The sequence below is a fragment of the Spiroplasma sp. DGKH1 genome (assembly GCF_040940205.1).
Lineage (GTDB): Bacteria > Bacillota_I > Bacilli_A > Mycoplasmatales > Mycoplasmataceae > Spiroplasma.
The window spans coordinates 61627-86233 of record NZ_JASTWG010000004.1 but is presented as its reverse complement, the minus strand read 5'-3'; the positions used below and the strand labels follow the sequence as shown (position 1 = coordinate 86233).

General features: G+C 29.8%; 26 protein-coding genes and 4 tRNA genes. 4 read left to right on the top strand and 26 right to left on the bottom strand.

The features are described 5' to 3' along the window. Positions 1 to 105: 105 nt before the first annotated feature. Positions 106 to 402, bottom strand: coding sequence for a PTS sugar transporter subunit IIB (locus QPK10_RS04030; protein ID WP_368486739.1), 297 nt, complete (start codon positions 400 to 402; stop codon positions 106 to 108). A gap of 191 nt (positions 403 to 593) precedes the next feature. On the opposite strand from QPK10_RS04030, the gene QPK10_RS04025 reads away from it, so the two are divergent. Next, entirely contained in the window at positions 594 to 935 is a 342-nt protein-coding gene (locus tag QPK10_RS04025) for a hypothetical protein (RefSeq protein WP_025317780.1), read from the top strand. 61 nt (positions 936 to 996) lie between these two features. Here QPK10_RS04025 and tyrS read toward each other — a convergent pair whose 3' ends face one another. The 8 genes from tyrS to QPK10_RS03985 all read right to left on the bottom strand — a co-directional run bounded on the left by tyrS (position 997) and on the right by QPK10_RS03985 (position 7601). Next, positions 997 to 2235: a tyrosine--tRNA ligase gene (gene tyrS, locus QPK10_RS04020; RefSeq protein ID WP_368486738.1), complete on the bottom strand. Its 1239-nt coding sequence runs from the start codon at positions 2233 to 2235 to the stop codon at positions 997 to 999. Between the two features lie 54 nt (positions 2236 to 2289). After that, entirely contained in the window at positions 2290 to 2796 is a 507-nt protein-coding gene (locus QPK10_RS04015; protein ID WP_368486737.1) for a YtxH domain-containing protein, read from the bottom strand. A gap of 2 nt (positions 2797 to 2798) precedes the next feature. Then, positions 2799 to 3152 (bottom strand): hypothetical protein, encoded by a 354-nt coding sequence (locus QPK10_RS04010; protein ID WP_047791830.1) that lies wholly within the window; start codon positions 3150 to 3152, stop codon positions 2799 to 2801. A gap of 75 nt (positions 3153 to 3227) precedes the next feature. After that, positions 3228 to 3806: a hypothetical protein gene (locus tag QPK10_RS04005; protein ID WP_368486736.1), complete on the bottom strand. Its 579-nt coding sequence runs from the start codon at positions 3804 to 3806 to the stop codon at positions 3228 to 3230. Then, entirely contained in the window at positions 3793 to 4809 is a 1017-nt protein-coding gene (locus QPK10_RS04000) for a hypothetical protein (RefSeq protein WP_368486735.1), read from the bottom strand. Before QPK10_RS04000 ends, QPK10_RS04005 begins: the two co-directional genes overlap by 14 nt. Positions 4810 to 4863: 54 nt before the next feature. After that, positions 4864 to 5886 carry a nicotinate phosphoribosyltransferase gene (locus QPK10_RS03995; RefSeq protein ID WP_368486734.1) on the bottom strand — a complete coding sequence of 341 codons (1023 nt, stop codon included), beginning with the start codon at positions 5884 to 5886 and terminating at the stop codon, positions 4864 to 4866. Beyond that, on the bottom strand, positions 5879 to 6505 hold the full coding sequence (ytpR, locus tag QPK10_RS03990) for a YtpR family tRNA-binding protein (RefSeq protein WP_368486733.1): 627 nt from the start codon (positions 6503 to 6505) through the stop codon (positions 5879 to 5881). Before ytpR ends, QPK10_RS03995 begins: the two co-directional genes overlap by 8 nt. Further along, complete coding sequence (locus QPK10_RS03985) at positions 6495 to 7601, bottom strand: M42 family metallopeptidase (RefSeq protein ID WP_368486732.1); 1107 nt, start codon at positions 7599 to 7601, stop codon at positions 6495 to 6497. The genes ytpR and QPK10_RS03985 overlap by 11 nt, the downstream gene beginning before the upstream one ends. Positions 7602 to 7708: 107 nt before the next feature. Between QPK10_RS03985 and QPK10_RS03980 the strand changes: the two genes are divergently transcribed. Both QPK10_RS03980 and QPK10_RS03975 read left to right on the top strand, forming a co-directional pair. Further along, a complete protein-coding gene (locus tag QPK10_RS03980; RefSeq protein ID WP_368486731.1) occupies positions 7709 to 8551 on the top strand; it encodes a DegV family protein in 843 nt (280 codons plus the stop codon). Between the two features lie 12 nt (positions 8552 to 8563). Continuing rightward, positions 8564 to 9424: a DegV family protein gene (locus tag QPK10_RS03975; RefSeq protein ID WP_368486730.1), complete on the top strand. Its 861-nt coding sequence runs from the start codon at positions 8564 to 8566 to the stop codon at positions 9422 to 9424. 59 nt (positions 9425 to 9483) lie between these two features. Here the strand turns inward: QPK10_RS03975 and QPK10_RS03970 are convergent. The 15 genes from QPK10_RS03970 to QPK10_RS03900 form a co-directional block, all read right to left on the bottom strand. Further along, positions 9484 to 9576: transfer RNA gene (locus QPK10_RS03970), tRNA-Ser, on the bottom strand. 18 nt (positions 9577 to 9594) lie between these two features. Further along, positions 9595 to 9669, bottom strand: a tRNA-Trp gene (locus QPK10_RS03965). An 83-nt stretch (positions 9670 to 9752) separates the two neighbouring features. After that, a tRNA-Trp gene (locus QPK10_RS03960) sits at positions 9753 to 9828 on the bottom strand. 106 nt (positions 9829 to 9934) lie between these two features. Then, on the bottom strand, positions 9935 to 10411 hold the full coding sequence (locus tag QPK10_RS03955) for a Fur family transcriptional regulator (protein WP_368486729.1): 477 nt from the start codon (positions 10409 to 10411) through the stop codon (positions 9935 to 9937). 10 nt (positions 10412 to 10421) lie between these two features. Beyond that, positions 10422 to 10646 (bottom strand): acyl carrier protein, encoded by a 225-nt coding sequence (locus QPK10_RS03950; RefSeq protein WP_368486728.1) that lies wholly within the window; start codon positions 10644 to 10646, stop codon positions 10422 to 10424. Positions 10647 to 10735: 89 nt separating this feature from the next. Next, positions 10736 to 11209, bottom strand: a complete 474-nt coding sequence (locus QPK10_RS03945) for a hypothetical protein (RefSeq protein ID WP_368486727.1) — start codon at positions 11207 to 11209, stop codon at positions 10736 to 10738. Between the two features lie 31 nt (positions 11210 to 11240). Next, on the bottom strand, positions 11241 to 12533 hold the full coding sequence (locus QPK10_RS03940; RefSeq protein ID WP_368486726.1) for a hypothetical protein: 1293 nt from the start codon (positions 12531 to 12533) through the stop codon (positions 11241 to 11243). Positions 12534 to 12588: 55 nt separating this feature from the next. Then, entirely contained in the window at positions 12589 to 14013 is a 1425-nt protein-coding gene (proS, locus tag QPK10_RS03935) for a proline--tRNA ligase (RefSeq protein WP_368486725.1), read from the bottom strand. 3 nt (positions 14014 to 14016) lie between these two features. Next, the gene (locus QPK10_RS03930) at positions 14017 to 14709 is read right to left on the bottom strand and encodes an acetyltransferase (RefSeq protein ID WP_368486724.1); all 693 of its coding nucleotides are present in this window, start codon (positions 14707 to 14709) and stop codon (positions 14017 to 14019) included. Positions 14710 to 14770: 61 nt separating this feature from the next. Then, complete coding sequence (gene cls / locus QPK10_RS03925; protein WP_368486723.1) at positions 14771 to 16309, bottom strand: cardiolipin synthase; 1539 nt, start codon at positions 16307 to 16309, stop codon at positions 14771 to 14773. Between the two features lie 93 nt (positions 16310 to 16402). Then, positions 16403 to 16493, bottom strand: a tRNA-Ser gene (locus tag QPK10_RS03920). Between the two features lie 95 nt (positions 16494 to 16588). Further along, positions 16589 to 17860, bottom strand: coding sequence for a hypothetical protein (locus QPK10_RS03915; protein WP_368486722.1), 1272 nt, complete (start codon positions 17858 to 17860; stop codon positions 16589 to 16591). A 297-nt stretch (positions 17861 to 18157) separates the two neighbouring features. After that, positions 18158 to 18367, bottom strand: coding sequence for a hypothetical protein (locus QPK10_RS03910; protein WP_368486721.1), 210 nt, complete (start codon positions 18365 to 18367; stop codon positions 18158 to 18160). Positions 18368 to 18705: 338 nt separating this feature from the next. After that, positions 18706 to 19326: an aminotransferase class I/II-fold pyridoxal phosphate-dependent enzyme gene (locus QPK10_RS03905; protein WP_368486720.1), complete on the bottom strand. Its 621-nt coding sequence runs from the start codon at positions 19324 to 19326 to the stop codon at positions 18706 to 18708. A 211-nt stretch (positions 19327 to 19537) separates the two neighbouring features. After that, complete coding sequence (locus QPK10_RS03900; RefSeq protein WP_047791844.1) at positions 19538 to 21142, bottom strand: TrkH family potassium uptake protein; 1605 nt, start codon at positions 21140 to 21142, stop codon at positions 19538 to 19540. A 118-nt stretch (positions 21143 to 21260) separates the two neighbouring features. Here QPK10_RS03900 and QPK10_RS03895 point away from each other — a divergent pair, with 118 nt between their 5' ends. Beyond that, entirely contained in the window at positions 21261 to 21959 is a 699-nt protein-coding gene (locus QPK10_RS03895) for a TrkA family potassium uptake protein (protein ID WP_368486719.1), read from the top strand. A 33-nt stretch (positions 21960 to 21992) separates the two neighbouring features. On the opposite strand, the gene QPK10_RS03890 is transcribed toward QPK10_RS03895, so the two are convergent. Together QPK10_RS03890 and QPK10_RS03885 are read right to left on the bottom strand one after the other, a co-directional pair. Continuing rightward, on the bottom strand, positions 21993 to 22922 hold the full coding sequence (locus tag QPK10_RS03890; protein ID WP_368486718.1) for a hypothetical protein: 930 nt from the start codon (positions 22920 to 22922) through the stop codon (positions 21993 to 21995). Between the two features lie 196 nt (positions 22923 to 23118). Continuing rightward, a complete protein-coding gene (locus tag QPK10_RS03885; protein ID WP_368486717.1) occupies positions 23119 to 24567 on the bottom strand; it encodes a hypothetical protein in 1449 nt (482 codons plus the stop codon). Positions 24568 to 24607: the final 40 nt, after the last annotated feature.

The following is a 24607-nucleotide window of genomic DNA, read 5'->3' as shown; positions in this document are numbered from 1 at the left end:
AATTATAGTGTATGTTAAAAAGCCTTAAAAGTCAAAAAAATTTATCCAGAAATAGATAAATTTTTAAAATTTTTCAATTAATTTTTTGTTGCCTTTATTAATTAATTAAATATTTGTAGTAAAATCGATGATTGCCTTGGCATCATTCTTAACATACAAGTCTGATGGCAGTACTTCCACTTTAATATCTTTATTTTCTGGTAGCATGCCAATAATTTTATTTTTTAAGTATTCAACTTGTGGTGTTAATAACACAATATCATAATCATTGGTGTTTAAATTATTTACTGTTATAGCTTCAAATTTTCATTCTTTATTGTCTTGGGCCAAAACATTATTAATTTTTTCAACGATTGTTTTTGCGCTAATTCCTGCAGAACATACTAAACAAATTTTTTTCATTTTTTTCCTCCATTGGTCATATCGAAATATGTAGGTATAAATTATACTAATAAAATAGTAATAACGCAATAATTTCGCAGGATTATTTTAGCATAATTTTGCAATAAATGATATAATTATAAAAGAATTTGTCCAATTATTTTTCAGATAGTTCGACAAATTACATATAACTTAAATTTAGGAGGATAAGCATGTTACCAGAAAAAATTGATTCTTTTATTGAGGACCATGTCGATAAACCATTGTCAGAATATATTAAAGAAAATCCAAGATTTATTCTAGAATTTATTAATACATTATCATGAGAAGAAAAATTTGAGTTAATAAATGACTATGTAGCACAAGATGATGAAATTGAACACGCAATTAATACAATTAATAAGAAAATTTCATTATTCATTGAAGATGAAATCAAAGAGCGCGTAATTCAAAACATTTCCGAAGAAGAATACTTAAGACATAAGGCAATTGTGGAAGTATACGAAAAAGCAAAAGCTGAGTATGAGCAAAATAAAAAATCAAATATCAATTAATTAAGGCCAATGATAGGTAAAAAGGGTTTGAATAAAACATTATTCAAACCCTTTTTCTTTATTATAAGTAAATAATATGGTATTTTCGCTTACCACGGCGAATAATTAAAAATTTGTTGTGTAAAAAATCCGCTGGGGCTAAAACTTTAGTTTCGTCATTAACAACCTGACCATTAATGGTAATTGCGTTTTGACTTAAAAATTCGCGTCCCTCACGTTTTGAACTAACAACTTCACTAGCAACTAACAGATCTAACAAATTATGACTTGGTGATTCTAATTGATAGTGGGGAAGACTATGCTGAATACTTTCCAATTCTGATAATGACAATTCATGTAAATTCCCGTTGAATAAAGCAGTCGAAATTTTAATTGCGCGAGCTAACTCATCTTTCCCGTGGACAAATAATGTTAATTCTTCCGCTAGTTTTTTTTGCCCTAGTCTTTTAAACGGTTCTTTTAAATGATCTTGTTCTAATTGTTTAATTTCTGCTTCCGATAAAAAAGTTAAGAATTTTAATAGTTTAAAAGTTTCAATATCTTCTTGATTATAAAAGAATTGATAAAACTCATATGGGGAAGTTTTCTCAGGATCTAACCAAACAGCCCCCGATTCAGTTTTTCCAAATTTAGTTCCATCAGCTTTAGTTAATAAATTCATCGTCAACCCACAAGCTAAATTATCTTCACCCAGTTGCTTACGAATATAATCTGTCCCCGAAGTAATGTTTCCTCATTGATCACTACCTCCGGTTTGCACTGTACAATCATATTTTTCATATAACTGGTAAAAATCATAAGCTTGTAATAAGGTATATGAAAACTCAGTGTATGATAACCCACTTTCAATTCGTGAGGCGATATTTTCTTTATTTAATAAATAACTAATATTAAAATCTTTTCCAACATCACGTAAAAAATCAATTAATGAAATGTTATTTAATCATTCACCATTATTAACAATTTGAACATTCGGGATTAGTTTTTCAACTTGTTGTTTAATACTTTCAACATTGTGTAATACTGTTGCATTATTTAACAATACTCGCTCTGCTTTCTTTCCACTCGGATCACCGATCATTCCAGTTCCCCCACCAATAATTGCAATTGGTTTAAAACCACATTTGGCAAAACGTTCCAACAGAATAATTTGAATTAAGTGACCAACATGTAAAGAATCTCCTGTCGGGTCAAAACCACAATATACTCCTTTTTGTAATTCTTGTGATTTTAATAGTTTTTCTTCGTTTGTTACCTGTTTTAATAGTCCTCTTCAAGTCAATTCTTTAATAATATTCATTGTAACTTCCTTTCTATTAATTATATTATTGAAAAAACTCTAAATAAATAGAGTTTATTTTTTATTTTGATGTGAGATTTTTTTCGTGGGTGTGGGATGCCCTTCCTCAATGATTTTTTCGGAAATTGAAGCAGAGGTTTTTTTCAAATCATCACTAACTTTAATTCCAGCGTCAATAGCAGAAACAGTAATTTTTGCTAAATCCTTAGCCACTGCCCGAACATTGGGAGATTTTGCCGCTGCTTTGATTAGTTTAACAGCACCTTGGTCAATTTTTTTCAAGGCTTTATAAGCCATTTCTTTGGTTGAAGCAGAATCTAAAATATCAACTGCTCCTTTTACATTTTTAATTTTAACTTCAATATCAGCAGCAATTTCATCAGATTCAATTCCTTGTGATTTCTCCCAAACAATTTCTATTTTATTAACCATCTCTTTTAACTGCGGGTTATATTTTTTAACCATTTTAACAAAATCAGCGCGTAATTCCGAACCTTTTTTAGGGGCAATTAACATTCCAGCAACCATAATTGCTACTGTTTTTAATAATTTAAAAGCCATAATTAATCATCCTCAGAATTAGCAAAATCTTTTAGTTTATCAACTAATCGATAAGCAACATCCTTGTTTCTTGAAATCACTTTAATTCAGGCTTTAACATTTCGTTTTGTAAATGCTTCAAAAACATCAACATAGTTTGATATTTTTACTACTGTATCAACTGTTGAGTTTAGCATTTCTGATTTATATGTTAAGTCTTCAATAAAATAATCAAATTTTTTTGCCGCAATCGCAACTTTTCGCGCCGCAATAATTCCATATGAACAAAAAATAATTGCTAAACATAATAAAATAATAATTAAAATTGTTTCTGAGATTAAAAGATTATTGTCACTAGCTAATAAGTATAAATTCATTTTTTCACCCACTTAACTCAATTTTTTATACTACTCTCATATTATAACTTATCTCTTAAATATATTAATGATATTTTAGATATTTAAAAGATCTTTTATAAAATATTGGTAAAAATTAACTGGTAGTAATTTTTTCATCCCCTGATATCTTAGCAAACTAACAAAAACTAATAAATAACTAATTAATTTTTGGGCTGAAATTAAATATTTTTGATATTTAATTTGATAAGATTCTATTTTATTATAATATTTTTTCCTAAATTTTAATGTTAATAATTTACCTTTTTCACTAAAAAAATCATTGTTAATTGTAACTTCGACTGAACTAAACTGTTCTTTTAAAGAATGAGTTTTAAAATTATTAATTAAATTAGCAAAAGAACGGTTTTCATGCAAACCAACCATAATTATTGCTTGGAAATCCGAAAAAATTAGTACTAACTCATCAAAACTAAGATCATAACGTTCAACAGTTGGGGGTGTCGTTGCCGTTGCCAAAAAATGGGTTAGGAATAATTGCTGATTATAGAAATTAATTGTAGAAGTTAATTTTGTCAATGTCGGATGAGTTGCTGACAACCTTAATAATAAATTATCTTCTAAAGCAAAAATATCATCTTTGATAAACGAACCTGGTATCTTATTTTTCTTCATTATTATTTAATTCATTTTTAATTCGTTCACGGCGATTTTCATCTGCTTCTTTAAGATTTTCTTCTTCAAGATTTAATTTCCGCATATAATAAGGATTTCGACTCGTATAAAAATCAACAACTTGTTTTTTGGCTGGATCATCGTTGGCATTTTTTAAATTTTCCATCATTTGTTGATGTTCCGAAGAACCTTGAATAATTGGTTTTGGTCTGCGAAGAAATTGTCGATCAAGATTATTTTCTTTTAATTCGCGAGCGATTTTATAACGTGTTGAACCAGCGGCAATTGAATTATGCATAATTTGTTTTTTCCGATCAAGTAGCGACATATCATTTGGAAAATCTGTATTGATTTGATAAGTCTTACGAATAATATTCCGGAATTTACTATTAATTTCTTTTTGCTCTTCAATTCCTTCAAACATTGTTGTTTGTTCATAAATATCATATAAATTTTTGCGCGGATCAGTTTTTTTAATTTTTTCTTTTAATTGTTCTAACTCGACTGTTAATTCTTCGGTACGATCACCAAAAATATTCTCACCATTTTTACGCGGTTTGAATAAAAAGGCTTGCGTTTTTTCAGCTTGTTCAGATAATTTCGCTGGTTTTTTAACCATTGATTTAATCATTTGTTCATCTTGCTGGGGATCATATTTTTTATAAATTGGTTGATAAGGTTCTGGTGTTGATGCTAGTTTTTCTTCACCGCCATTATCTCCAATCTTTTGTTTAATTTCTGCTTCCACTATTTCAGCAATCGGAGAATTATCATCACTAGTATAATTAATTGTTGTTTGAGAATGGGCAGAATTAAGATCTTTTCCAAATAATGGTGAAATTACTTCTGTTAATTTTACAACTTGTTTCTCAGAACTTGTTGGGGTAGCAGGAGCAACTGGCTCATTTTTTTCAGAAGTATTTTGTTTTGAATTATTATTTTCAAAAAAAGTGCCTTGGTGATTATAATAAGACGGGATTTTTTGATTATCTTTGCTATCCATAACTAATTCTCCTCCAAATATATCTTAATTATACCTAAATTATTTGTTGTTAACTTATTTTTTTTGTAATCGGGTTGACTCGATATTATGGCGTCCATATTTAGCTTGTGGCTGGCCGTTGATTAAAACCGCATCCCCGGTAAAACCAATTGTTAACTTTGCTAAACTTTGACCAACCCCATAAAAATCAACGGGAATATGTTCTTTTTCAAAATCTTCAATAATTTTTGCTGTAAAACCAGAAGAAACAATAATCTTAACATTGGTAAAATGATGGCGATCTAGTTCTTGTCGTAAGGCTTTGATTAAATGTTTATTAACCCCATGGATGTCTTCACCTTTAAACTTTTCTTCTTTTCCAATAAAATACTTATCAACTAAGGCTTTTGAAGTGTCAATCCGCACGGCAAATAAATCAGGAAATTCCTTAGCAACTTTTAAAGTGTCATTAATAACATCATTATTATAATCAACTAGCGCAACTAATTTTTCTGTTGGAAAATGTTTTTTGTAAGCATGTAACGCCGCAATTAAATCACCATTAAAGGCTTGAATTAACGCATGGGGAACAGTTCCAATAGGCTCCGCATCGGGGTTAACTTTCGCTAACTGTGCTTGCGTTACAAAATTACTAATCCCCCCCACGCTAGCAGCATAACCATCATTTTCCTGGGTATAATAATAATCATTGCGATCATTCATATAAATAATGGGCTTATTATTTGCAACTTGGATTAAACGATAGCAATTAGTTGCAATGCTTGTTTGACGAGCAAGAATTCCATCAATAATACTTTCTAAATAACCAAATTGATAATAATGACCAGTAATTTTGAGAACTGGTTCAAAAGCATTAATAAGATCGCCATCTGTTAGGGCATAAATTTCCAAGCTTGCCGCATCAATCGCTTCCGCTTTAATTAATTCAACACATTCGTTAACCCCTGCTAACTTGACATTATTTTCTCTTTGAAAAAATTGAATGGTAATGACATCATCTGGCCGCTCATTTTTTAAAATGGCGGCTGTTTTTAAGAAATAAATTGCACTATAGTAGCCTTCTTTTATTTTATTCATCTTTATAGTATTCCTTTCAAAAGCTATCTCCAATTTGATATTTATTATCCGTTAACACCATAATTACTTTGCCCGCTTGAGTAATTGGTAACCCTAGCTCACGTTCAGAGCAAATCATTCCATCTGATTTTTCACCGCGTAATTCTGAGGGAACAATTTGCAATAAGTTGGGCATTCAAGCACCTATATTAGCAACAACAACCCGTTGGTGATGGTCAACATTTGTGGCCCCACAAATTATTTGTCGTTGTTCAACACCAAGATTAACTTCACAAATGTTTAACTTATCGGAATTTGGGTGTTTTTTAACAGTTACGACTTCTCCTACGATAAATTGGATTGTTGAATTAATATCGGTCAAATCATAGCCATACTGGTGGAATAAAGTGATTATTTCTACAATTAAATCTTTATTATCACTATTAATGCCCCTAGTTAACTTATTTTTAAGCATCGTTTTCGCATTTAAAATATTAAAACCAACTAGTTGTTGTTTCTCATTATGGAAAAAAACTAAGTTATCGTGAGTTATCGGTGTGGGATTATTAATAACTTGTAAATAGCCAAATAATGTATCAAAATTTTCATTATAAAATAAGCCCATTGTATTATTTTTCATTCTTATTCTCCTTATTAATAAAATTAAACTGGCGGATTTTTTCATCATTTAAATCCTTAATGATCGTTGTCACTAGTTTAATAGTTTCATTGAAATCATCTAAATCAATCACTCCACTGGTTGTGTGGAGATTGCGAGCAATCAAACAAGCCTGAATGGTAGGTACTCCATAATTATGTAAATGGACCGCACCGGCATCGGTTCCCCCTGGTGAAATATAAAACTGATTTTTAATGTTATATTTTTTCATTAATGCAATTTGATATTGAATCAAATCATACCTTGTAATATATTCTCGGTCCATTCCTCTTAACATTACACCATTTCCAAGCTGACCAAATTCACTATTTGAATAATAATCTTGGCCAGGAGAAACATCAGTAACAATCGCAAAATCAGGTTTAATTAAATTAGTTGCTGTAACAGCCCCGCGGGTTCCAACTTCTTCTTGAACACTAAAACCAATATACAAATCAAAGTCTAAAACTAAATCTTTAATGTTCTCTAAAACTTCTAATCCTAAAATAACTCCCATTCGGTTATCAATTGCCTTTGATAATAGCCGTTTTTCATTTAACAAGACCGTTTCTCCCTCACAAACTAAAAAATTACCCGGGCGGATTCCATTAGCATAGGCATCTGCTTCAGAAGTAAATCCAAAATCAACTAACATTGTGTCAATTTGGGCTGGTTTATTACGAGCTTCTGGTGATAATAAGTGCGGTGAAATCGCTGAAATTGTTCCTTTAAGAAAGGTCCCATCATCTTTTAAGAGTTTCACCCGGTTTGCCAATAAAGTTTGCTCTCAAATTCCACCGAGAGGATTTATTTTAACCAACCCCTTTGGATTAATTTGACGGACCATAAAACCAACTTCGTCGCCATGGGCCATTAGCATTACTTTTTGAGGGTTAGCAATATTTTTTTTATTTCTAATAACAGCAAAACAACTACCTAAATTATCTTGAATAATTTCATTAGTATATTGCTGATAATATTTCTTCATTAGATCAATAACTCGAAACTCACAACCGCTTGGTCCAAACTCTTGCAAAATTGATTCATACATTTTAAATTTTTCTGGATTAATTTTCATAATAACACCTACTCGTTCTTGAAAATATTATATCAAAGTTTATAATTAATTTATTGTTAACAAATTAACAATTTTATTAAATTTGTAGAATTAAACGAGGGATAAATATGAAAAAAGTAGCAATAATAGTTGACTCCTCATCAGGAATCAAAAGAAAAGACTTAGAAAAATATGATGATATGTATTGAATGCCATTACTATTGACTTTCCCTGATGGTAGTGAAGTTGATGACGATGATGATATTATTTCATTCGACGAATTTTATGATATTTTAGCTCAGCAAGTTATTAAGACGAGCCAAATCCCAATGGGAAAAATGATTAACAAGTGAGATGAACTGTTAAAAACTTACGAAAAAATTGTTTTCGTTGGTTTATCAAAAGGTTTATCGGGTCAACATGAAAATATTTACATGCTTTCACAGCAAGATGAATATAAAGATCGTGTTTTTGTTATCGATACTGATGGTGTTAGCGAAGTATTAAAACATATGATTGACCATATTTATCAGTGATTAAAAGAAGGAGTGGCACCAGAAGAAATACAAACAAAAGTTGATGAATTAAAAAAGCAATTTTCTGCTTTTATTATTCCCAAAAGTTTGGAAACTTTAAAGCGGGGTGGAAGAATTACCCCCGCAGCGGCGGCTCTCGCTTCGCTTTTAAAGATCACACCGATTTTAAGATATGATGGAAAAATTGATAAATTTGAAAAAACAAGAACTTTTAAAAAAGCAATTGAATTAACATTACATCAAATTAAGAAAGAACGTAAAAATTGAAAAGAAATTATTTTAATTCATTCGAAAACAGATGAAGAAACATTAAATGATGTCAAAAAAATCATTACTGACTATGGTTGTGAAATTAAAAAAACAGTAATTTTAGCCAATGTCATAGCAGCCCATACCGGACCTAATACTGTTGTCCTAGTATGTTGAGAAAAATAAGAGGTGAAAAAAATGAGCAAAAAAATTGCAATCTTAACTGATTCATCAGCAGGATTTACAGAGGAAGAAATTAAAAAATATCAAATTCATGTTTTACCATTGCACATTATTTTAAATGGTGAAACAGATATTTTAGATAATGAACAAGAAGTTGCGGCTAATAATTTCTATGAAGTTGTTAGAACTGGGATTACAAAAACTAGTCAAGCGTCAACCGGAGAAGTTATTAATATGTATCAAGAATTACTAAAAACTCATGATGAAATAATTCATTATCCAATTGCTGAAAAACTATCTAGTCAATATTCAACAGCTTATATGATTGCTCAAGATGATGAATTTAAGGAAAAAGTTACTGTTGTTCGAAACCATACAGCAGCTTATTCTTTAAAACAACTAGTAATTTTGGCAAAAGATTTAGCCGATAAAGGAATGGATCGCAAAGATATCATTGCGGAAACAACAAAATTTGAAAACTCAACCTTAATGGCTATGATTCCTGGGAGTCTTGACCGTTTATCAAGCGGGGGGCGAGTTAAAAAAGTTTTACTTTCCTTAATTAATTTATTAAAAATTAAAATCTTATTGCAATGAGGGGAAAATCCTAAAAAAGTTGCCTCATCACGAACAATAAACTCATTAGTAGAAAGCTTTATTGATCTATTAAAAAACTTTACTAAAAAAGTTAAGTTAAAATATGAATTATTTGTTTTAAAAACTTCAGAATGTTCAGCAAAAGTTTGAGATGCAATTGTTGGTGTTCTTAATGAACATAAAATTAACTATCATGTTGAAAAATTACCAAATGTATTTGTTGCTCATGCGGGATTAGATACAGTTGCTTTTGTAACAATTCCGGAATTTGATAAATAAAATAAAAATCCATTCTTAATAGAATGGATTTTCTTTTTTTGATGTAAAACTTAAAAATATGGCGGAAGTAAAGAGATTCGAACTCTTGCGTGACTTTCATCACCTAACGGTTTTCGAGACCGCCCCCTTCAACCAGACTTGGGTATACTTCCTTATTTTTTATTTTGTTATGGCAGGGGTGACAGGACTTGAACCCACAGCATACGGTTTTGGAGACCGTTGTTCTACCATTGAACTACACCCCTAGTTTCTTTAAAATAATAACATAAAAAAATAAAATCTTGGGTAAAAATAAAAAAGTATTTTTCAAAATACTACTTTTAAAATATGGCAGGGGTGACAGGACTTGAACCCACAACACTCGGATTTGAAGTCCGATGTTCTACCACTTGAACTACACCCCTAATTTTATTGTGCTAAATTAACACTTATTTATTTTAACAAATAAATTCTTAAAATTAAATAATTAAATCTTAAATTTATATTTTTTAAAGCACAAAAAATCTTAAACTAATCTAAGTCATCATCAAAATGGGTATGTTCGGTACGATTTAAGCTTTGACATTCTTCACACAAACCATGTCCTTCAATTTTAAAATGAATTGGTTTTCAGTGAATTTTTTCTAAAACTTTCCCTAAGCTAACAATATCAATCGCTTTTAAAACTGCTTCATCTTTAATATGAAGAACTTTTTTACATGAGTCACAAATGGCGTGAAACGAAGGATTCTCAGCAAGGTCGTATCAAATTTGTTTACCATCAAAAGTATTACTAAAAAGGATATGTTCTTTTAAGAGCATATCAATAGTGTTATATACTGACATTAAATTGACATTTTGGTATTCTTTTTCTAAATCTTCAACAATTGCGGACAAAATTAAGTGCTTTTTATCAGTTAAAATTTTAATAATTGATAAACGAATATCTGTTAACCGATAATTTTTATCTTTTAAAATCTGAACAATTTTATCGTACGATAAAGCCATAAAAAATCCCTTATTTCTTTAGATCATCAATAATTTTAACTAAGTCATTTACTGTTTTAATTTCTGTTAACTTATCATCTGGAATCCGAATTGATAATTTTTCTTCCGCTAAAATAACCAAATCCATTAAATCTAAGGAATCAAGACCAAGATCTTTAAAATTAGTATTCAAATCAACTGTTTTATTAATCCCCCGTTGCTTTAAAACTTTCTGTAGTTCTTCCATAATATTCATAATGCAATTTCACCTCTATTTATTACTATATTTATAATTATAACAAATAAAATTAAAAATAAATCTTTTCCACTTTTTTAAATGCAATCTTAAATTTTAATACGCCACGAATTAATTATTATATTAGCTAAGGTATAATGAGCAATGGTAATTACTTTTGATAACTCATAATATTCATTGCTGCAATCAAAAACTAAATAACTATCCTCATTATTAATAGTGGGAAAAGCATTAATTCATTGTGTTAAAAAGATTTTTTTAACGCGTAAATTTAAGAAAAAATAGTCATTATATTGAAAAACAATAGCATCATTGAACTGATAACTAGCTAAAGTTAGGGCATACGAATTATCATTTGGTGGTGGTTGCGGTGAAGGTGGTGAGTCTTTAATAACTTGGCCTGATGGTTGGTGCTGCTTAATAATAACATTTTGGTAAATTAAAACGCCAAGGCAGGTTAGAAACGCTAAAATAACAATAATAAAAAAACCGATAATAATTTGGCGCTTAAATTTTCATTGTTTAAATTTAGAAACACTTTTCTTGTCATAAGTAACTTCCATTTGCTTATTATCTTTTGGTTTCAAAAAGGATTTAATTTTGGAAATAAAAATCTTGAACAAAGTTAGCATATTGGTTATCATCAAAAGGCTGGTTATAATAATAAGCAAGGCGATCATTATTAATTAAAAATATAGTTGCTTGGGGATTAATAAAATTATTAAAAAAAGATTTTTTCTGAAACGGAATGCTAATAGTAACTGACCGATGAAAATTATGGTGATCAAAAACTATTTTTTGATTAATAATAATTCCTAAGGTTGGAATAACTGTTTGTAAAACTAATTCGTCATGAGCTAAAAAGGGATCAATTAATAATCTATTGTTAGTTCCGACATTATCTGTAATTTCAACTCGTTGTTTTTGGGGATTATACATTGTGTTATTACTAAAATAGTGGTAAAAATGGTGATCACGATATTTTAAATAGCCAGTTATTTTATCAAAATTATATTTAGTGGTACTACTTAAAATATAAGTTGTCACTGGTAAGATTAAATTTGGGTTTGGTAATTTGGTACGGAGTTTATCAATTTTTGTAATAATATCATGAGGGTATTTTTTGTAATCTTCTAAGTTATAGTTAAAATTATTATCAAATGAAAAGAGGCTGGGAATACTAGGGTCATTAATTTTATTATAATAAGTAAACGTTAACTCATCTTTTAGTAAACTTTTTTGATAATCAAATTGGTGATTATTTTCGTTATAATTCTTATATTCAAAAAGAGCATTAATGACTAGCTGCGAAGCAGCAACGGGCTGTGGGCGAAAATTTCAGTAAATTTCTTGGTAAGAGTTTTTGGCAACTAATGCATTATTATCATTATAATCCAAACTCACCACAACCGTGATTTGGTTTCAATTATCATTATTTAAACAAATTGTTGGAATAACCTCTTTGGCTCAATTACCATAATTTAATTGGTGATTTTTGGCAGCTAAGAGGGTTTCAGAACTAGTTGCTAATAAATCACTATTAAACAAGCAGCCTTTTTTATTATTAAAATTAAAACTTACAGTCAGGCGACTAAAATTGAAATTTAAATTAGGGTACTCATCAAATAACCAATCATAATCAAAATGCGGATGGTGATTATGAATACTATAATATTTATCGGTAGGATTACCACTTTCATCAAACCAAGCGGCTAAATTACCAATGTTAGGTCGAAAATAAAATGGGATGGCAAATTTATTGTCCCCGTTGGCAAAGGGATAAACAGAGCTGGCAAAATCAAGGGCTAAATTAATTTTATTAGTGGTTAAAAATTCACGAGAATTTTCAACATATAATGAATCCGTAAATAAATTAGTGCTCAACATAAAAAACCTCCTTCAATTAAGATTTACCTAATTAAAGTAAGGTTTCCTTTATTTTTTAATAAGCCCGGGCAAAATATACTAAATACTGGGCAGGATTATCACAACGGAAACACTGTCCCGAAACCTCGCGGGAAATATCAAACGGAATACAACGCGAAACGGTTTGGGTTTCTTCTTTAATAATATTTTCACAAGCAATCGCCCCACAAAATGGTACTAAAAATAGGGCATTTTTTTGTTTTAAAATTTCTTTATATTCTTCATAAGTATTAACTTTAATAGTTCGTTGTTGGCGGTTAGTTAGGGCCCGGTTAAAAAGATTAGCACTAATTTCCGCAAATAATTTATTAATTGTTGGCAAAATTTGCGGGATTTTGACTTGAATTTTTTCAAAAGTGTCACGGCGAGTAATTGTTACACTTTCTTGTTCTAAATCGCGCGGACCAATTTCAACCCGCACAGGAATCCCTTTAATTTCTGCATTGGCTAATTTATAACCAAATGACTTTTCCGATTCATCAATAGCCACGCGGAAATCTCCTAACTGTTCTTTAATTTGTTCTGCAACTGTTAATAAAGCCTCATCATTTTTAACCGGAACAATCATTACTTGGGTTGGCGCAATCATGGGTGGTAATACTAACCCATGATCATCACCATGGGTCATAATGATGGCCCCAATTGTGCGAGTTGATACTCCTCATGATGTTGAATAAGCATATTCTAACTGGTTATCCTGGTTTGAAAATTTAATGTCAAAAGGTTTGGCAAAGTTTTGACCAAAATAATGACTTGTTCCACATTGCAGCGCTTGGCCATCATACATTAAAGACTCAATGGTATATGTTTCTAATGCTCCCGCAAATTTTTCGCGTTCTGTTTTTTGCCCACGAATAACTGGTAATAATAAGGCTTCTTCGGCAAATTTACTATACACATCAAGAATTTTTAAGGTAAAATCTTTTGCTTCTTGGGCTTTGGCATGAATAGTGTGTCCTTCTTGTCATAAAAATTCACTGGTACGTAAAAACGGACGGGTTGTTTTTTCTCATCGTAAAACATTTACCCATTGGTTATATAACAGTGGTAAGTCGCGATAACCTTGAATTTCTTTCGCAAAAAAAGTTCCAAATAGTACTTCCGAAGTGGGACGAATATATAATTCTTCTTCTAATTTTTTGTCTCCGACTTTAGTAACCGTCGCAATTTCGGGCGAAAATCCTTCAATATGTTCTTTTTCTTTATCAAATAATGATTTTGGAATTAATAAGGGAAAGTAAACATTCGTTACTTTTAATTCCTTAAATTTTTGGTCTAAATATTTTTGAATATTTTCTCAAATCGCATAACCATACGGTTTAAAAATCATTGTGCCCTTCACTGGACCATAACTAATTAAATCAGCATTAACTACAATATCAGTATATCATTGGGCAAAATCCTCATCGCGAGGAGTAATCTTCTCTAATTTTCTACTCATAACTTACTTCTTTCTATTTTTATTAGCAACTTCTTCAATATTTCCTTTTTCGCCTTGGAAAACTTTAATTTTTAAATTAGTGCTTTTAACATAATTCTGAATCCGATTTAAATATTCATTATTTTTCATTAAAATTCATTTAATACACTCTGGTTTCACATCTTCAAATAAATGAACACGACGAGTTGTTTCTTCATAATATCAATCAGTTTTTGAATTTTCAAATAATTTTTTAATATCAATTGCAATCACGGCAATTTGGTTTGGATCAACTTTTTGATCAGCAATCCAACTTCAAAAATAGTGTCGAGTTGAATTATCTAATTCAAATTCAATGTGGTCAGGTTTTTCCAGGTATGTTCATACAATATATTCGCTATCTTTAGCAAGGTGAATATTTTTAATCGGTTGGATCCCAAACTCTAACTGGCGTAGGACATTACTAACATCCGTATAAAATAATAACGTACGAATTTTTTGGGCATTTAAATTCTTAATAATTTTATGGGTTTTTCGTCTTTTAAAACTAAAACCAGTTTTAATGTCCTTGCTGTCTTCTTCATCATCAAAAAAATTCCGTGGTTCTGGTTCTTGTGGTGTTGTCTTTTTTTCATCTTGTAATAAATTATGTTTGCCTAGTTTTTGTTTTTTGTCTTCTTCTGTCGGAGTTTTGTTTTTTAATTTATTAAATAACATTCCTTCACCTCATCTTTTACCACTTAAATATACCATTATTATACTTGATTTTTAAAAGATATTATAAAATTGGACTAACTAATTTTAGACATTGTAGCCCAGCCCGGTATTTTAATGGTTTATACTTAATTGGTCATTCACGTCATAAAATCGCATGGTTATAATCTCATTCTCAGCGAGTTAAAAATGTTTTCACAACTTCCTTATCATAAATAATGGCTGTTGTTTGGTGGTCGGAGAAAAAACTACGGTAATCTAAATTACAGGTCCCAACAATCGCAATTTCGTCATCAAAAATAGCTATTTTATTATGACAAAAAACATTATTCATTTCGTAAATCTTAACCCCCGCTGCTAGTAATTCTTTACAATAAGTTTTAGTAATATCTAGCACAAAAATTTTATCAGTTAATCCTGGGATTGTTAAGCGCACATCGATTCCCGCTTGGGCTGCTGTTTTCAATGCTAAAATCAATTCCCCAGGGGCAATGAAATAAGGTGTTGATAATCAAATTCTTTTTTTTGCATTATTAATTAATGAAATATAAACATCGCGATTTAATGATTCTGAAAAACTGGGATAGTCATTAAAAATTTGGACTAAGGTATTATTTGTTTGGTGATGATCTTTTTTAGTAAAAATATCATTTTCTAACTCACTAATCCGCTCACGTTGTTTGCTAGCAAAATACCAATCATCAGCAAAAATAACTTCCAAAGCGCGGACCCCATCACCTTCAATTCGTAATTGGACATCATGAAAAAGGCCAAATTTTGCCGATTGGTTAACATATAAATCGGATAAATTAATTCCACCAGTATAGCCAATTTTCCCATCAATAATAACATCTTTGCGATGATTACGATAGTTAGCATTCCCATTTAAAAATGGAGTAATAATTGGTAAAAATTTATACATTTTAACCCCAATTTTTTTTAATTTGCGTAAACTCTTTTCACTAATTTTAAAATAACTTCCGACATGATCATAAATTAAATAAACCTTTACGCCAGCTTTTAACCGCTCTTTAATAATTTCGGCAAATGCTTCAAATAACTCACCATCGGCAATAATAAAATAAGTTAACAGAATATATTTTTTGGCTTTTTGTAAATCAGAAAGAATATGGTAAAAAGCAATTGTCCCGTTTGGCAAAATTTCAACAGCACTATTACCATAGACTGGTTTTTCTGCTTTATGATTAAGGAGTTCAAAAGTTCTTGTAAAATGCGGGCTTAAGATATTAATCTTTGTTAAGTTTGCCAGATTATCTTCTTGAAACTGTTGGTATTCATTTTTATTAATTGCTTCGTAGTAAATTGTTCTTTTATTGGAAAAATGATATTTTCGACCAAAAAAAATGTACGCACACAAACCAATAAAGGGAATAAAAATAACGAAAATTATTCATGATAGCTTAACCTCGTATCTTCTTTTTGAAAAAAATATTCAAAATGCCATTAAGAAGTCAATAATCAAGATTGAAACAAAAATTCAAATAAAAGCAATATTAAAAATGATTGCCACAACTACGACTGCTGCTACTGCTAGCCCGAATAAAAACATCATTGATAAAATTATTTTTAATCAATTTTTCATTAATTTTCCCTTTCGTTGTTTTAACTATAATATTATTTTACCAATAAAAAAAGTTATATTACTACATATAACTAAGTTTTTCTTTTAAATTAATGGCGGAACAGGAGAGACTCGAACTCTCGCGCCGGTTGCCCGACCTAACACCTTAGCAGGGTGCCCTCTTCACCAACTTGAGTACTGTTCCAATTGGTATTTTCCACTCCTATATTATATACAAAATCACCTTAATATAACAAGTATTTTTAATAATTAATTTAAAAAACGAATTTAAAATTCGTTTTATTTTATACTATGAACTTCGACTAAATCATCATTAACTGAAGTATTTTCTGGTGATAATTGGGCTTGTTGGGCAAGGTTTTGTTGCTGTCTTTGAAGATTTTGCTTACGATGATTAGCAAGTAGTCTTTGTTGGTTGTTGGATGGTACAGAGTCATTATTTAAAAGTGGAGTATTTTCATTAATTTCTTGGGGGCGATTTCAATACGCGGTTATTAAATTGGTAATTTTTTTAACAATACTAAAAGCACCGCGGGTGCTATCAACAATTGAAGAAAATGCTGCTGGTAATACAGCTTCTAGAATTGTTTTCAAAGAATTTGTTAATCCTTGGTTCGTAATCAAATTTCTTGTTAAAACACCATAAGTCATTAAATTTAAACCTGGTGATAGGACTCCCGTAATGTTATTAATAACTTGCACCCCCAAACTTTCTTTTTCTGCACAAATTGTGGCAATCAAGTTGACCATTTCCATTCCCTGGGCCATTGTTGATCAGAAGTTAGTTCCCTTGAAATAAATTTCTTTAAATAGTTCAAAACCACCATCATGTTCATAAGTTTCATAAGTAGTTTCATAAGTGTGAACTAATTGCATTAAAATGTTGCAACCCACTGATAAGTAAATACTAGTGGCCAGAACTTTTTGGGCATATTTAGTCAAGTTGTGCTTTTCATTATCAAGATATTTTTCAACTAATGGTTTCATTGATAAATAAACAATATCATAGTAATAAAAATATAATCCCTCCGGTTTTCATAAATTAAAATTAGGCATTGTGTATTTTGCCACACAAATACTTGTTGATTCTAAAAAATTTAGAAAGGTATCTAAAAGTTCTTCTTTTTTAAACCCGTTTTGAGCAATTGCTTTGACATGCATAAAAAATGATCGAACATCTGGTTCAGAAATGTGCTCGTTAAGAATTTCATCAATTTCGACAATAAAATCAGCAGTTTCCGCATTTAATGAATGATTAGGTTCAACACCAACTTCTAAGATAGTGCTACTTCCTGCTGAGGAAATAGGTGACTCTGGTGGGTTACTTTCTGTGGGTTCATTTCTTTCTGAAGAATTTATTAGTTCAGATGGGTCTGAGACTGGTGGTAAAGGAGATTCCTCACGGAAAAGGAACTCGGGGATAATAACTTCGTCTGCTTCAGAAATTTCATTCGATGCTGAAAAAGTTTTGCTATCTAAATCAGAATCATTTTTAGACAGATCATTAGGGGTTGATAAATTTTCAATTGAATTATTTTGTGATTTTGGCATAGTTGTTTTCCTTTCATATAATAAATTAAGTATAAAAAAGCATTTTAAGCTTTCAAACTTAAAATTAGATATTAAAAATATTTTAGTTGCATCACTAAAAAATAATAAAAAATAATTTTAAACAAAAAACACCTAATAAAATAAACTTTATTAGGTGTTCTTGACACTCGTTAAAATTGATAATTATTAACTTTTCGTTTTAGAAAAGTACGTTATCATTTTATCACTATAAAAACAGAAAACAATAATTATTTAATAAAATAAATTCTTATTAAATAAATTTTAAAAAATAGATTTTTATTTAAAGATTCGTTTTAATCGAATTAAAAATTCATTAATTGTTTTATTTGAACAACTCAGAACTAACCAAAACCATTTATTTTTTAAATCATAAAAATCATAATTAAATTTTACTAAAAGTTTCTCTTGAAAAAAGCGTTTTTTATAAAATGCTAATGTTTTTTTATCATCATTAATTAAAATAACAGTGGCAAAACTGCTTGGCATTGCCATTATTGTTAGTGGTAAATGGTTTTCCCGAATAAAACATTCAATAATTTTATAGTTTTCTTGAAAGATTAAATGTAATTTATCAATTCATTTTGCCCCTTTTGCTGAATAAACAGCTTTTGTAACTTCGGTTCCAAAAATATCACCTTTGTATAACCAATTTTTTTGATAATACTGATAAATTTTTTGCCGTAGTTCTTGGTTAGGGCAAATAAAATAGCCAGTTGCTAACCCCCCGATGTTAAAACCCTTGCTGGGAGTGGTACATACAATTACATTATTAAATAATTTTTGATCACTAAGATTAAGAACTGAATTAAAACCTTGGGCATTAGTTAATAAATCCCCCCCCCACTTTCATCAGATATTAAAATAACATTATTTTGATAACAGATATTAGCAATTTTTGTTAACTCCTCAACTGTCCATAACTTTCCCCAGGGATTCATCGGGTTACAAAGCAAAAATGCTTTTACCATCGGATCACGCAACTGTTCATTCAAAGCATTAAAATCAAATTCAAATTTATTATTTTTAATTTGTAATTCATTAAAAATAACTTCTCGATAATTAAAAGTACAAATTTTTGGCAGTGCTGAGCGCACTGGACTTGTAATTACAAACTTAGCTCCCACATGACTAATCTGGCGAATAATAGCTACAATCCCCAACAATTCACCATAACAATAATTAATCCACTCTTGTTTTAATTCCACATTTTTTCGAATTTTATATCATTTAATAATACTCTGGTAATATTCATCATCTAGAACAATATAACTAAGTGACTTAAACCGGCATCGTCTAATGATTTGGCGAAAGATAAAATTCGGTGTTGGAAAATCTAAATCAGTAAGTTGACTGGCAATAAAACTTTCATCACTTCCATATTTTTCTTTTAAATATTTTAAGTTCCATCGCCGGTCATTTGAATTTTTTCTATTTATTTCTTTCATTTATAAATAAACCTCCCGCCTTAATTTTAATTTTTCTGTAAAATTATTACAACTTTATTGTGTTAATATAAAAAAATATCTAATTTTAGACTGGCATCTTAAAACAAAAAAGAAGCGCTAAAAGCGCTTCTGTTGATAAATTTCTGTTGAATATCCTTTATATAATTAAAATGTTCAACACTTATTTTTAAAAATTATTATCCCCGCAGGGTTATCCAATTGTAACATCTTCTTCAACATAACTGTATTCTTTGTCCCCTGTTCCTTTAATTGAAACTAATAAGGTTGAAGAAATTCCTAACTGTCCAATAAACATGTTGGCAATTAATAATAATAAACTAAAGGCGCCCAAGCCATAGGTTTGTAAAAAATTAAAGGTATTTAGACCCGTTGTCCCAAAAGCACTACATACCACAAATAAAATATTTAAATAATCTAAGGTTGGGTTTTCAATACTAATTCCTAAAACTGTTCCACCGACCAGCATTACGGAAATAATGGTTACTACTAAGGCTCGCTTAACAGTTTCATTCGGAATTTTCCGTTTGAACGCATTGACACTATTATTATTCCGCATAATGGACCAAATGGTAATTAGGACAATTGCAAAGGTAGTTGTCCGAATTCCCCCAGCTGTTGAAGAAGGCGCTGATCCAATAAACATCATAATTGACATAATTGCTCGTGACCCTGGTAATAATTTAGTACAATCAATTGTTGAAAAACCAGCATTCCGTGTTGACATGGTATTGAATAAAATATTCATAAACCCGTTCCATTTAGTTGGTGCATCCCGTAAAATTGTTTCAATATAAACAGTATTTCCAAAAGCATCCATTGTTGTCATATTTAAATTAACATATTCCACTAACCAAACTAAGAATACTCCGACAATGGATACTAACGAATAAGATATAAAGTTAATTTTGGTGAATAAACTAAATTTTACTTTTTCTTTTCGTTTTCAAGCCGCAATTTTTCTTTTAATATCATAAAAGGTTGGAAAACCAATTCCTCCCATTACAAATTCAATCATAAAAATAAATTGTAAAAAGTAATTAGTATTATAAGGCATTAAAGAAGAATTTCCAACAATATCAAACCCCGCATTGTTAATGGCCGAAATTGAATGGAAAACACCACTTCATAAACTGGCTCAAAACCGGTGGTATGTGACATTATCAATCATAAATTTTCCCGCCGTACTTCCGGGTGAAAAGTAAAAGTTAAAAAACAGTAAAATGGCCGCAATTACTTCAACAATAATTAGAAAGTAAAAACTACTTTTAATTAAATCTAAGGTGTGACCAAAACTATTATTTCCCCGCTCACCTTGTACTAACATCCGGTCTTTAATTGAAATTTTACGACCTAATAAAACTAAGATCATAATTTTAAAGGTTAAAACCCCAAAACCACCAAACTGAATTAAAATAATAATAATTAATTGGCCAAAAAAGGTATAATCAGCAGCAGTAACTGGAATTGTTAGTCCAGTGTCAGAAAAAGCACTCGAGGCAGTAAACAATCCAATTAAGAAATTTCAGCGAAAATCATATTGCCCTAGGGGAGTTCCACTCCCATCGGTAATGTCCCGGGCACCATTATAGACAACCCCCGGAATACATAATAAGAATCCGGAAATTAAAACTACTAAAACATAAATTAAAAATAGTTTCCCTGCTACTTTTGAAAAGGGAATAAAATGAATTCTCCTTTTTTTAATTGGTGCAGCGATATCGTCTTCATTGCGTTGATTTAAAAGTTCTTTTCTTTTTTTAAAGATATTTTTAAAAAAAGGCTGATAAACTCTCATAGACTATACCTCTATTCAAATATAATATTAATATTATACCAACATTCTCTATAAAGTACCAAAGATTGCTTATAATTTTAAAAATAGTATAATTAAGCGTGATAAGGAGAGTGATAGGATGGCTCGTAAAAAAAGTTTTGCAATAATTGGATTAAGTAACTTCGGAAAAGCGGTTATTGATACCTTAGTTGCTAAAAAACAACATGTCATGGTGTTTGACGCTGACCAAGCAAAAGTTAATAACATGATTGCCAGTTATGAACAAATTGATGGGGTAGCCTTAGACTCAACCATTAAAGCCAATTTAATTGAACAAGGCCTAGACCAATACGATACTGTTATTGTAACAATGGCTACCAATATTGAAGCTAGTGTTTTAACAATTATTAGTTTACAAGACATTGGGGTTAATAACATCATTGCTAAGTCAAAAGATTCGCGTCATGCCCGAATTTTAAAAGCCTTAGGAATTACTAATATTGTCCAACCTGATCTTATTGCCGGAAACATTATTGCTGCGAAAGCAATGTTTGATGTTGCAATTGAAATGCAAACAGTTGATGAAAACTATGCTTCAGTTGTGATTAAAGTAACCGAACCATCAATTGATGGTAGTTCATTGTTAGACTTACGGTTAATTAATAACAAAGATTACAACATTGTCCATATTAAAAGAAAAGGAAAAGTTATCTTGCCGGGGGATGTTGACAGTTTAAAACTTGGGGATGAATTATTATTTATTGCTAAAATTAATGCAATTAATGATTTAACAACCAAATTACAAGCTGTTGAAGAACCAACCGAAGCAGATAAATAATTATCTTAAAAAAATAACCACCAATAAGTTATCTTACTGGTGGTTAATTTTTTTATAATGGACTAAAGCATCACGAAGCATTTTAGACTTATTTTCCACAATTAATAAATGGGGATTTTCATCATCAACCGCAGTTTGCGCCCCATATTTAATAATTAAACCCTTAATAATATCTTGGACACCCCCGGCGTTTTCAGCAAAATCAATATATAAATACTTGTTAGATTTGCCTACTCATGCTGTATGTTTAACTGAATTTAAAGTATTATAAATCCGCTCTAAGAGATCTAATTCCTGGTCTGAAATTTTAGCAGGTTGATGGGAATTATCACTAGCAAGATTAACTTCTTCTGGCGTTGCTAATGTTGGTTCTTTCGGAACATTTGGTAGTTTTTTTAAGGTTGCTAGTTCTATACTAATAGGTACTAGTAAAATTAAATATGTTCCCAAACAAATCCACAATAAAATATCATAAACTTCTAATTTTGTTGTTCATTCTAAAAAATTAAAGCCTGGTTTAGCCAAAATTTCAGAATTACTAGCACCCAAGGGAATAATTGCAGTTGCCCCCGCCATGTCTGTTTGATGGTTAATTAAACTTGTGAATAAAATAAAGAATGAATAAAAACCTAACACAATCGTAAAACTAAATAGTCATTTCAAATCATTGGGACTTGGTTCACCATTCTGGTTTAATTTTGCCCATAATTTAAAACTCCGAAAAATTATGATTAATCCTAAAATAGCAGGAATGATAAAAATAAAAGCAACTTTTGCTTGCACTGGTTGATATAAGAGTACAAATAATTTGTCTTTTTCTTCTGCTGGTAAGTTTGGATTAATCATTGTATTGTCAATAATGTAACCAATCGCCGCCGCAAAAACAGCAAAAGTACTAATTGAAAATAACGCAAAGAAAATAATTGCGCAGATTACTTTTTTATAATATGTTTCACTTCTCATTTCTAAAGTTTCCTATGGTCTTTCTATTTTTCAGTATTTTTACATATTAAATATAGCACTTTATATCAGCGATTAGAATAAGATTTTAATAAAAATCATATTTTTAATTAATTTCGTGAAAATAAAAAGGGAAATCAATATTCATTAGTTAAACAACTATTGAGGTAATAGTTATAAAACTAACTAAGTTAATATTTTAGCGAGAAGAACTGCCAGGAAGATTTTGATCAAGATTAATTGTAGTATCTATTAATTCTAATTTATGTTTATTGATTTGTTCTTGAATCATCCTTTTTTTCTTTTCATTTAAAGTTTTTAATTTTGGTTCTCGCTTACCTGTTTGCTCCAAAATTTGGGCTTCTAGAAGTTTATAAATTATAATTTTTTGAAATCTTTCTACACAAGTATTCTTAGGGTGATAACCAAAAATTTGTCTTAAATCATATAAAATACTAAATTCAGGGCAGCAATTAATACTTAAAAATTTTTTTATTTTTGCGTGTGCAAAGCAACTTTTTAAACTTTCTAAATTTCATTTTTCTAATGTGGAGTTTGAGGAAACCTTAAATAATTCAATAGGATCAATACTAATTGGAAGAGACTTACTTAAAAAATTAACTGTATTTTGCAATGTTGTCCGCATATCTGGTGTATCAGCATAAGTTCAAAGCAATCATTTTTCTCATTCTATAGAAGTTACTTCTCCTATAAGAAAAGATGGTTGTACAGCATTATAATCTAATTCATTAAATTTGATATAATTATTAATAATATTTTCTCAATCTTGAAATAATTCTGGTATTTTTTCATTAATATTGTTATTAAAAATATTAAAGTTATTGAGAAGAGTTTGATGGTCTGGTGTTAATAATCCTTGCATTTCATTTCATTCATTATCTGACACTAGAATTTCAAAGCCATTACGTTGATTAAGATCTACTAAGATTCCTCTATAAAAATTTCAAAATATGCCACTAATAAACCTTGCCATTATTGAAGCAGGATTTTGTGAATAATCTAAACTTTTAAAATAAATTATAAATTGTGCTTGAATATTTAAGAGTAAATCATTTTTTTCTCCTATTGGAGTTTCCTTTCTTATAATTAAATTAATCTTATCAATGAAATCCTTATTAAAATCATAAAATTTTTCAAAAATTATGAATAAATTATTAAAATTTTTAAGAATTAGTTCTTGTCGGTCAGCTATTTCCTTTGCTGCAAAGTTAAAAGATGGCACCATTCCTAAAAAAAGAGGATGGTTTTTTAAAGTAGCTAGAGTCACTTGATTTCAAGAAAAATCATTTAATTTTTTTTGATAGTCATCATTAGCCGATTTATCAACATTGGAACTGCCAACAATCTTGTAATTCTTAATTCTTTTGAAAAGAGAATTTAATTTAGTAAGGCATTTTTCATAAATAAATAATAAATTCAATAGATCATTTCAGTTATCATTATTAAGTGTTGAAATAATATAAGCTTCTAAATTAAATGTATAATATTTTAAAATTTTATTTAAATATTTTTCAAAAAGATAAAAATAAGCTTCTTTTTCAGATTTTAATTCTTGTTCTGTTTTTATCTTCTTTCCAAATTTTTTATTTCTATATTTAAAAAAAATGTCAATTTGCTCAATATTCATAAGTTATCCGCTCCTTTATAACGATAGTTTTTCAAAAAAA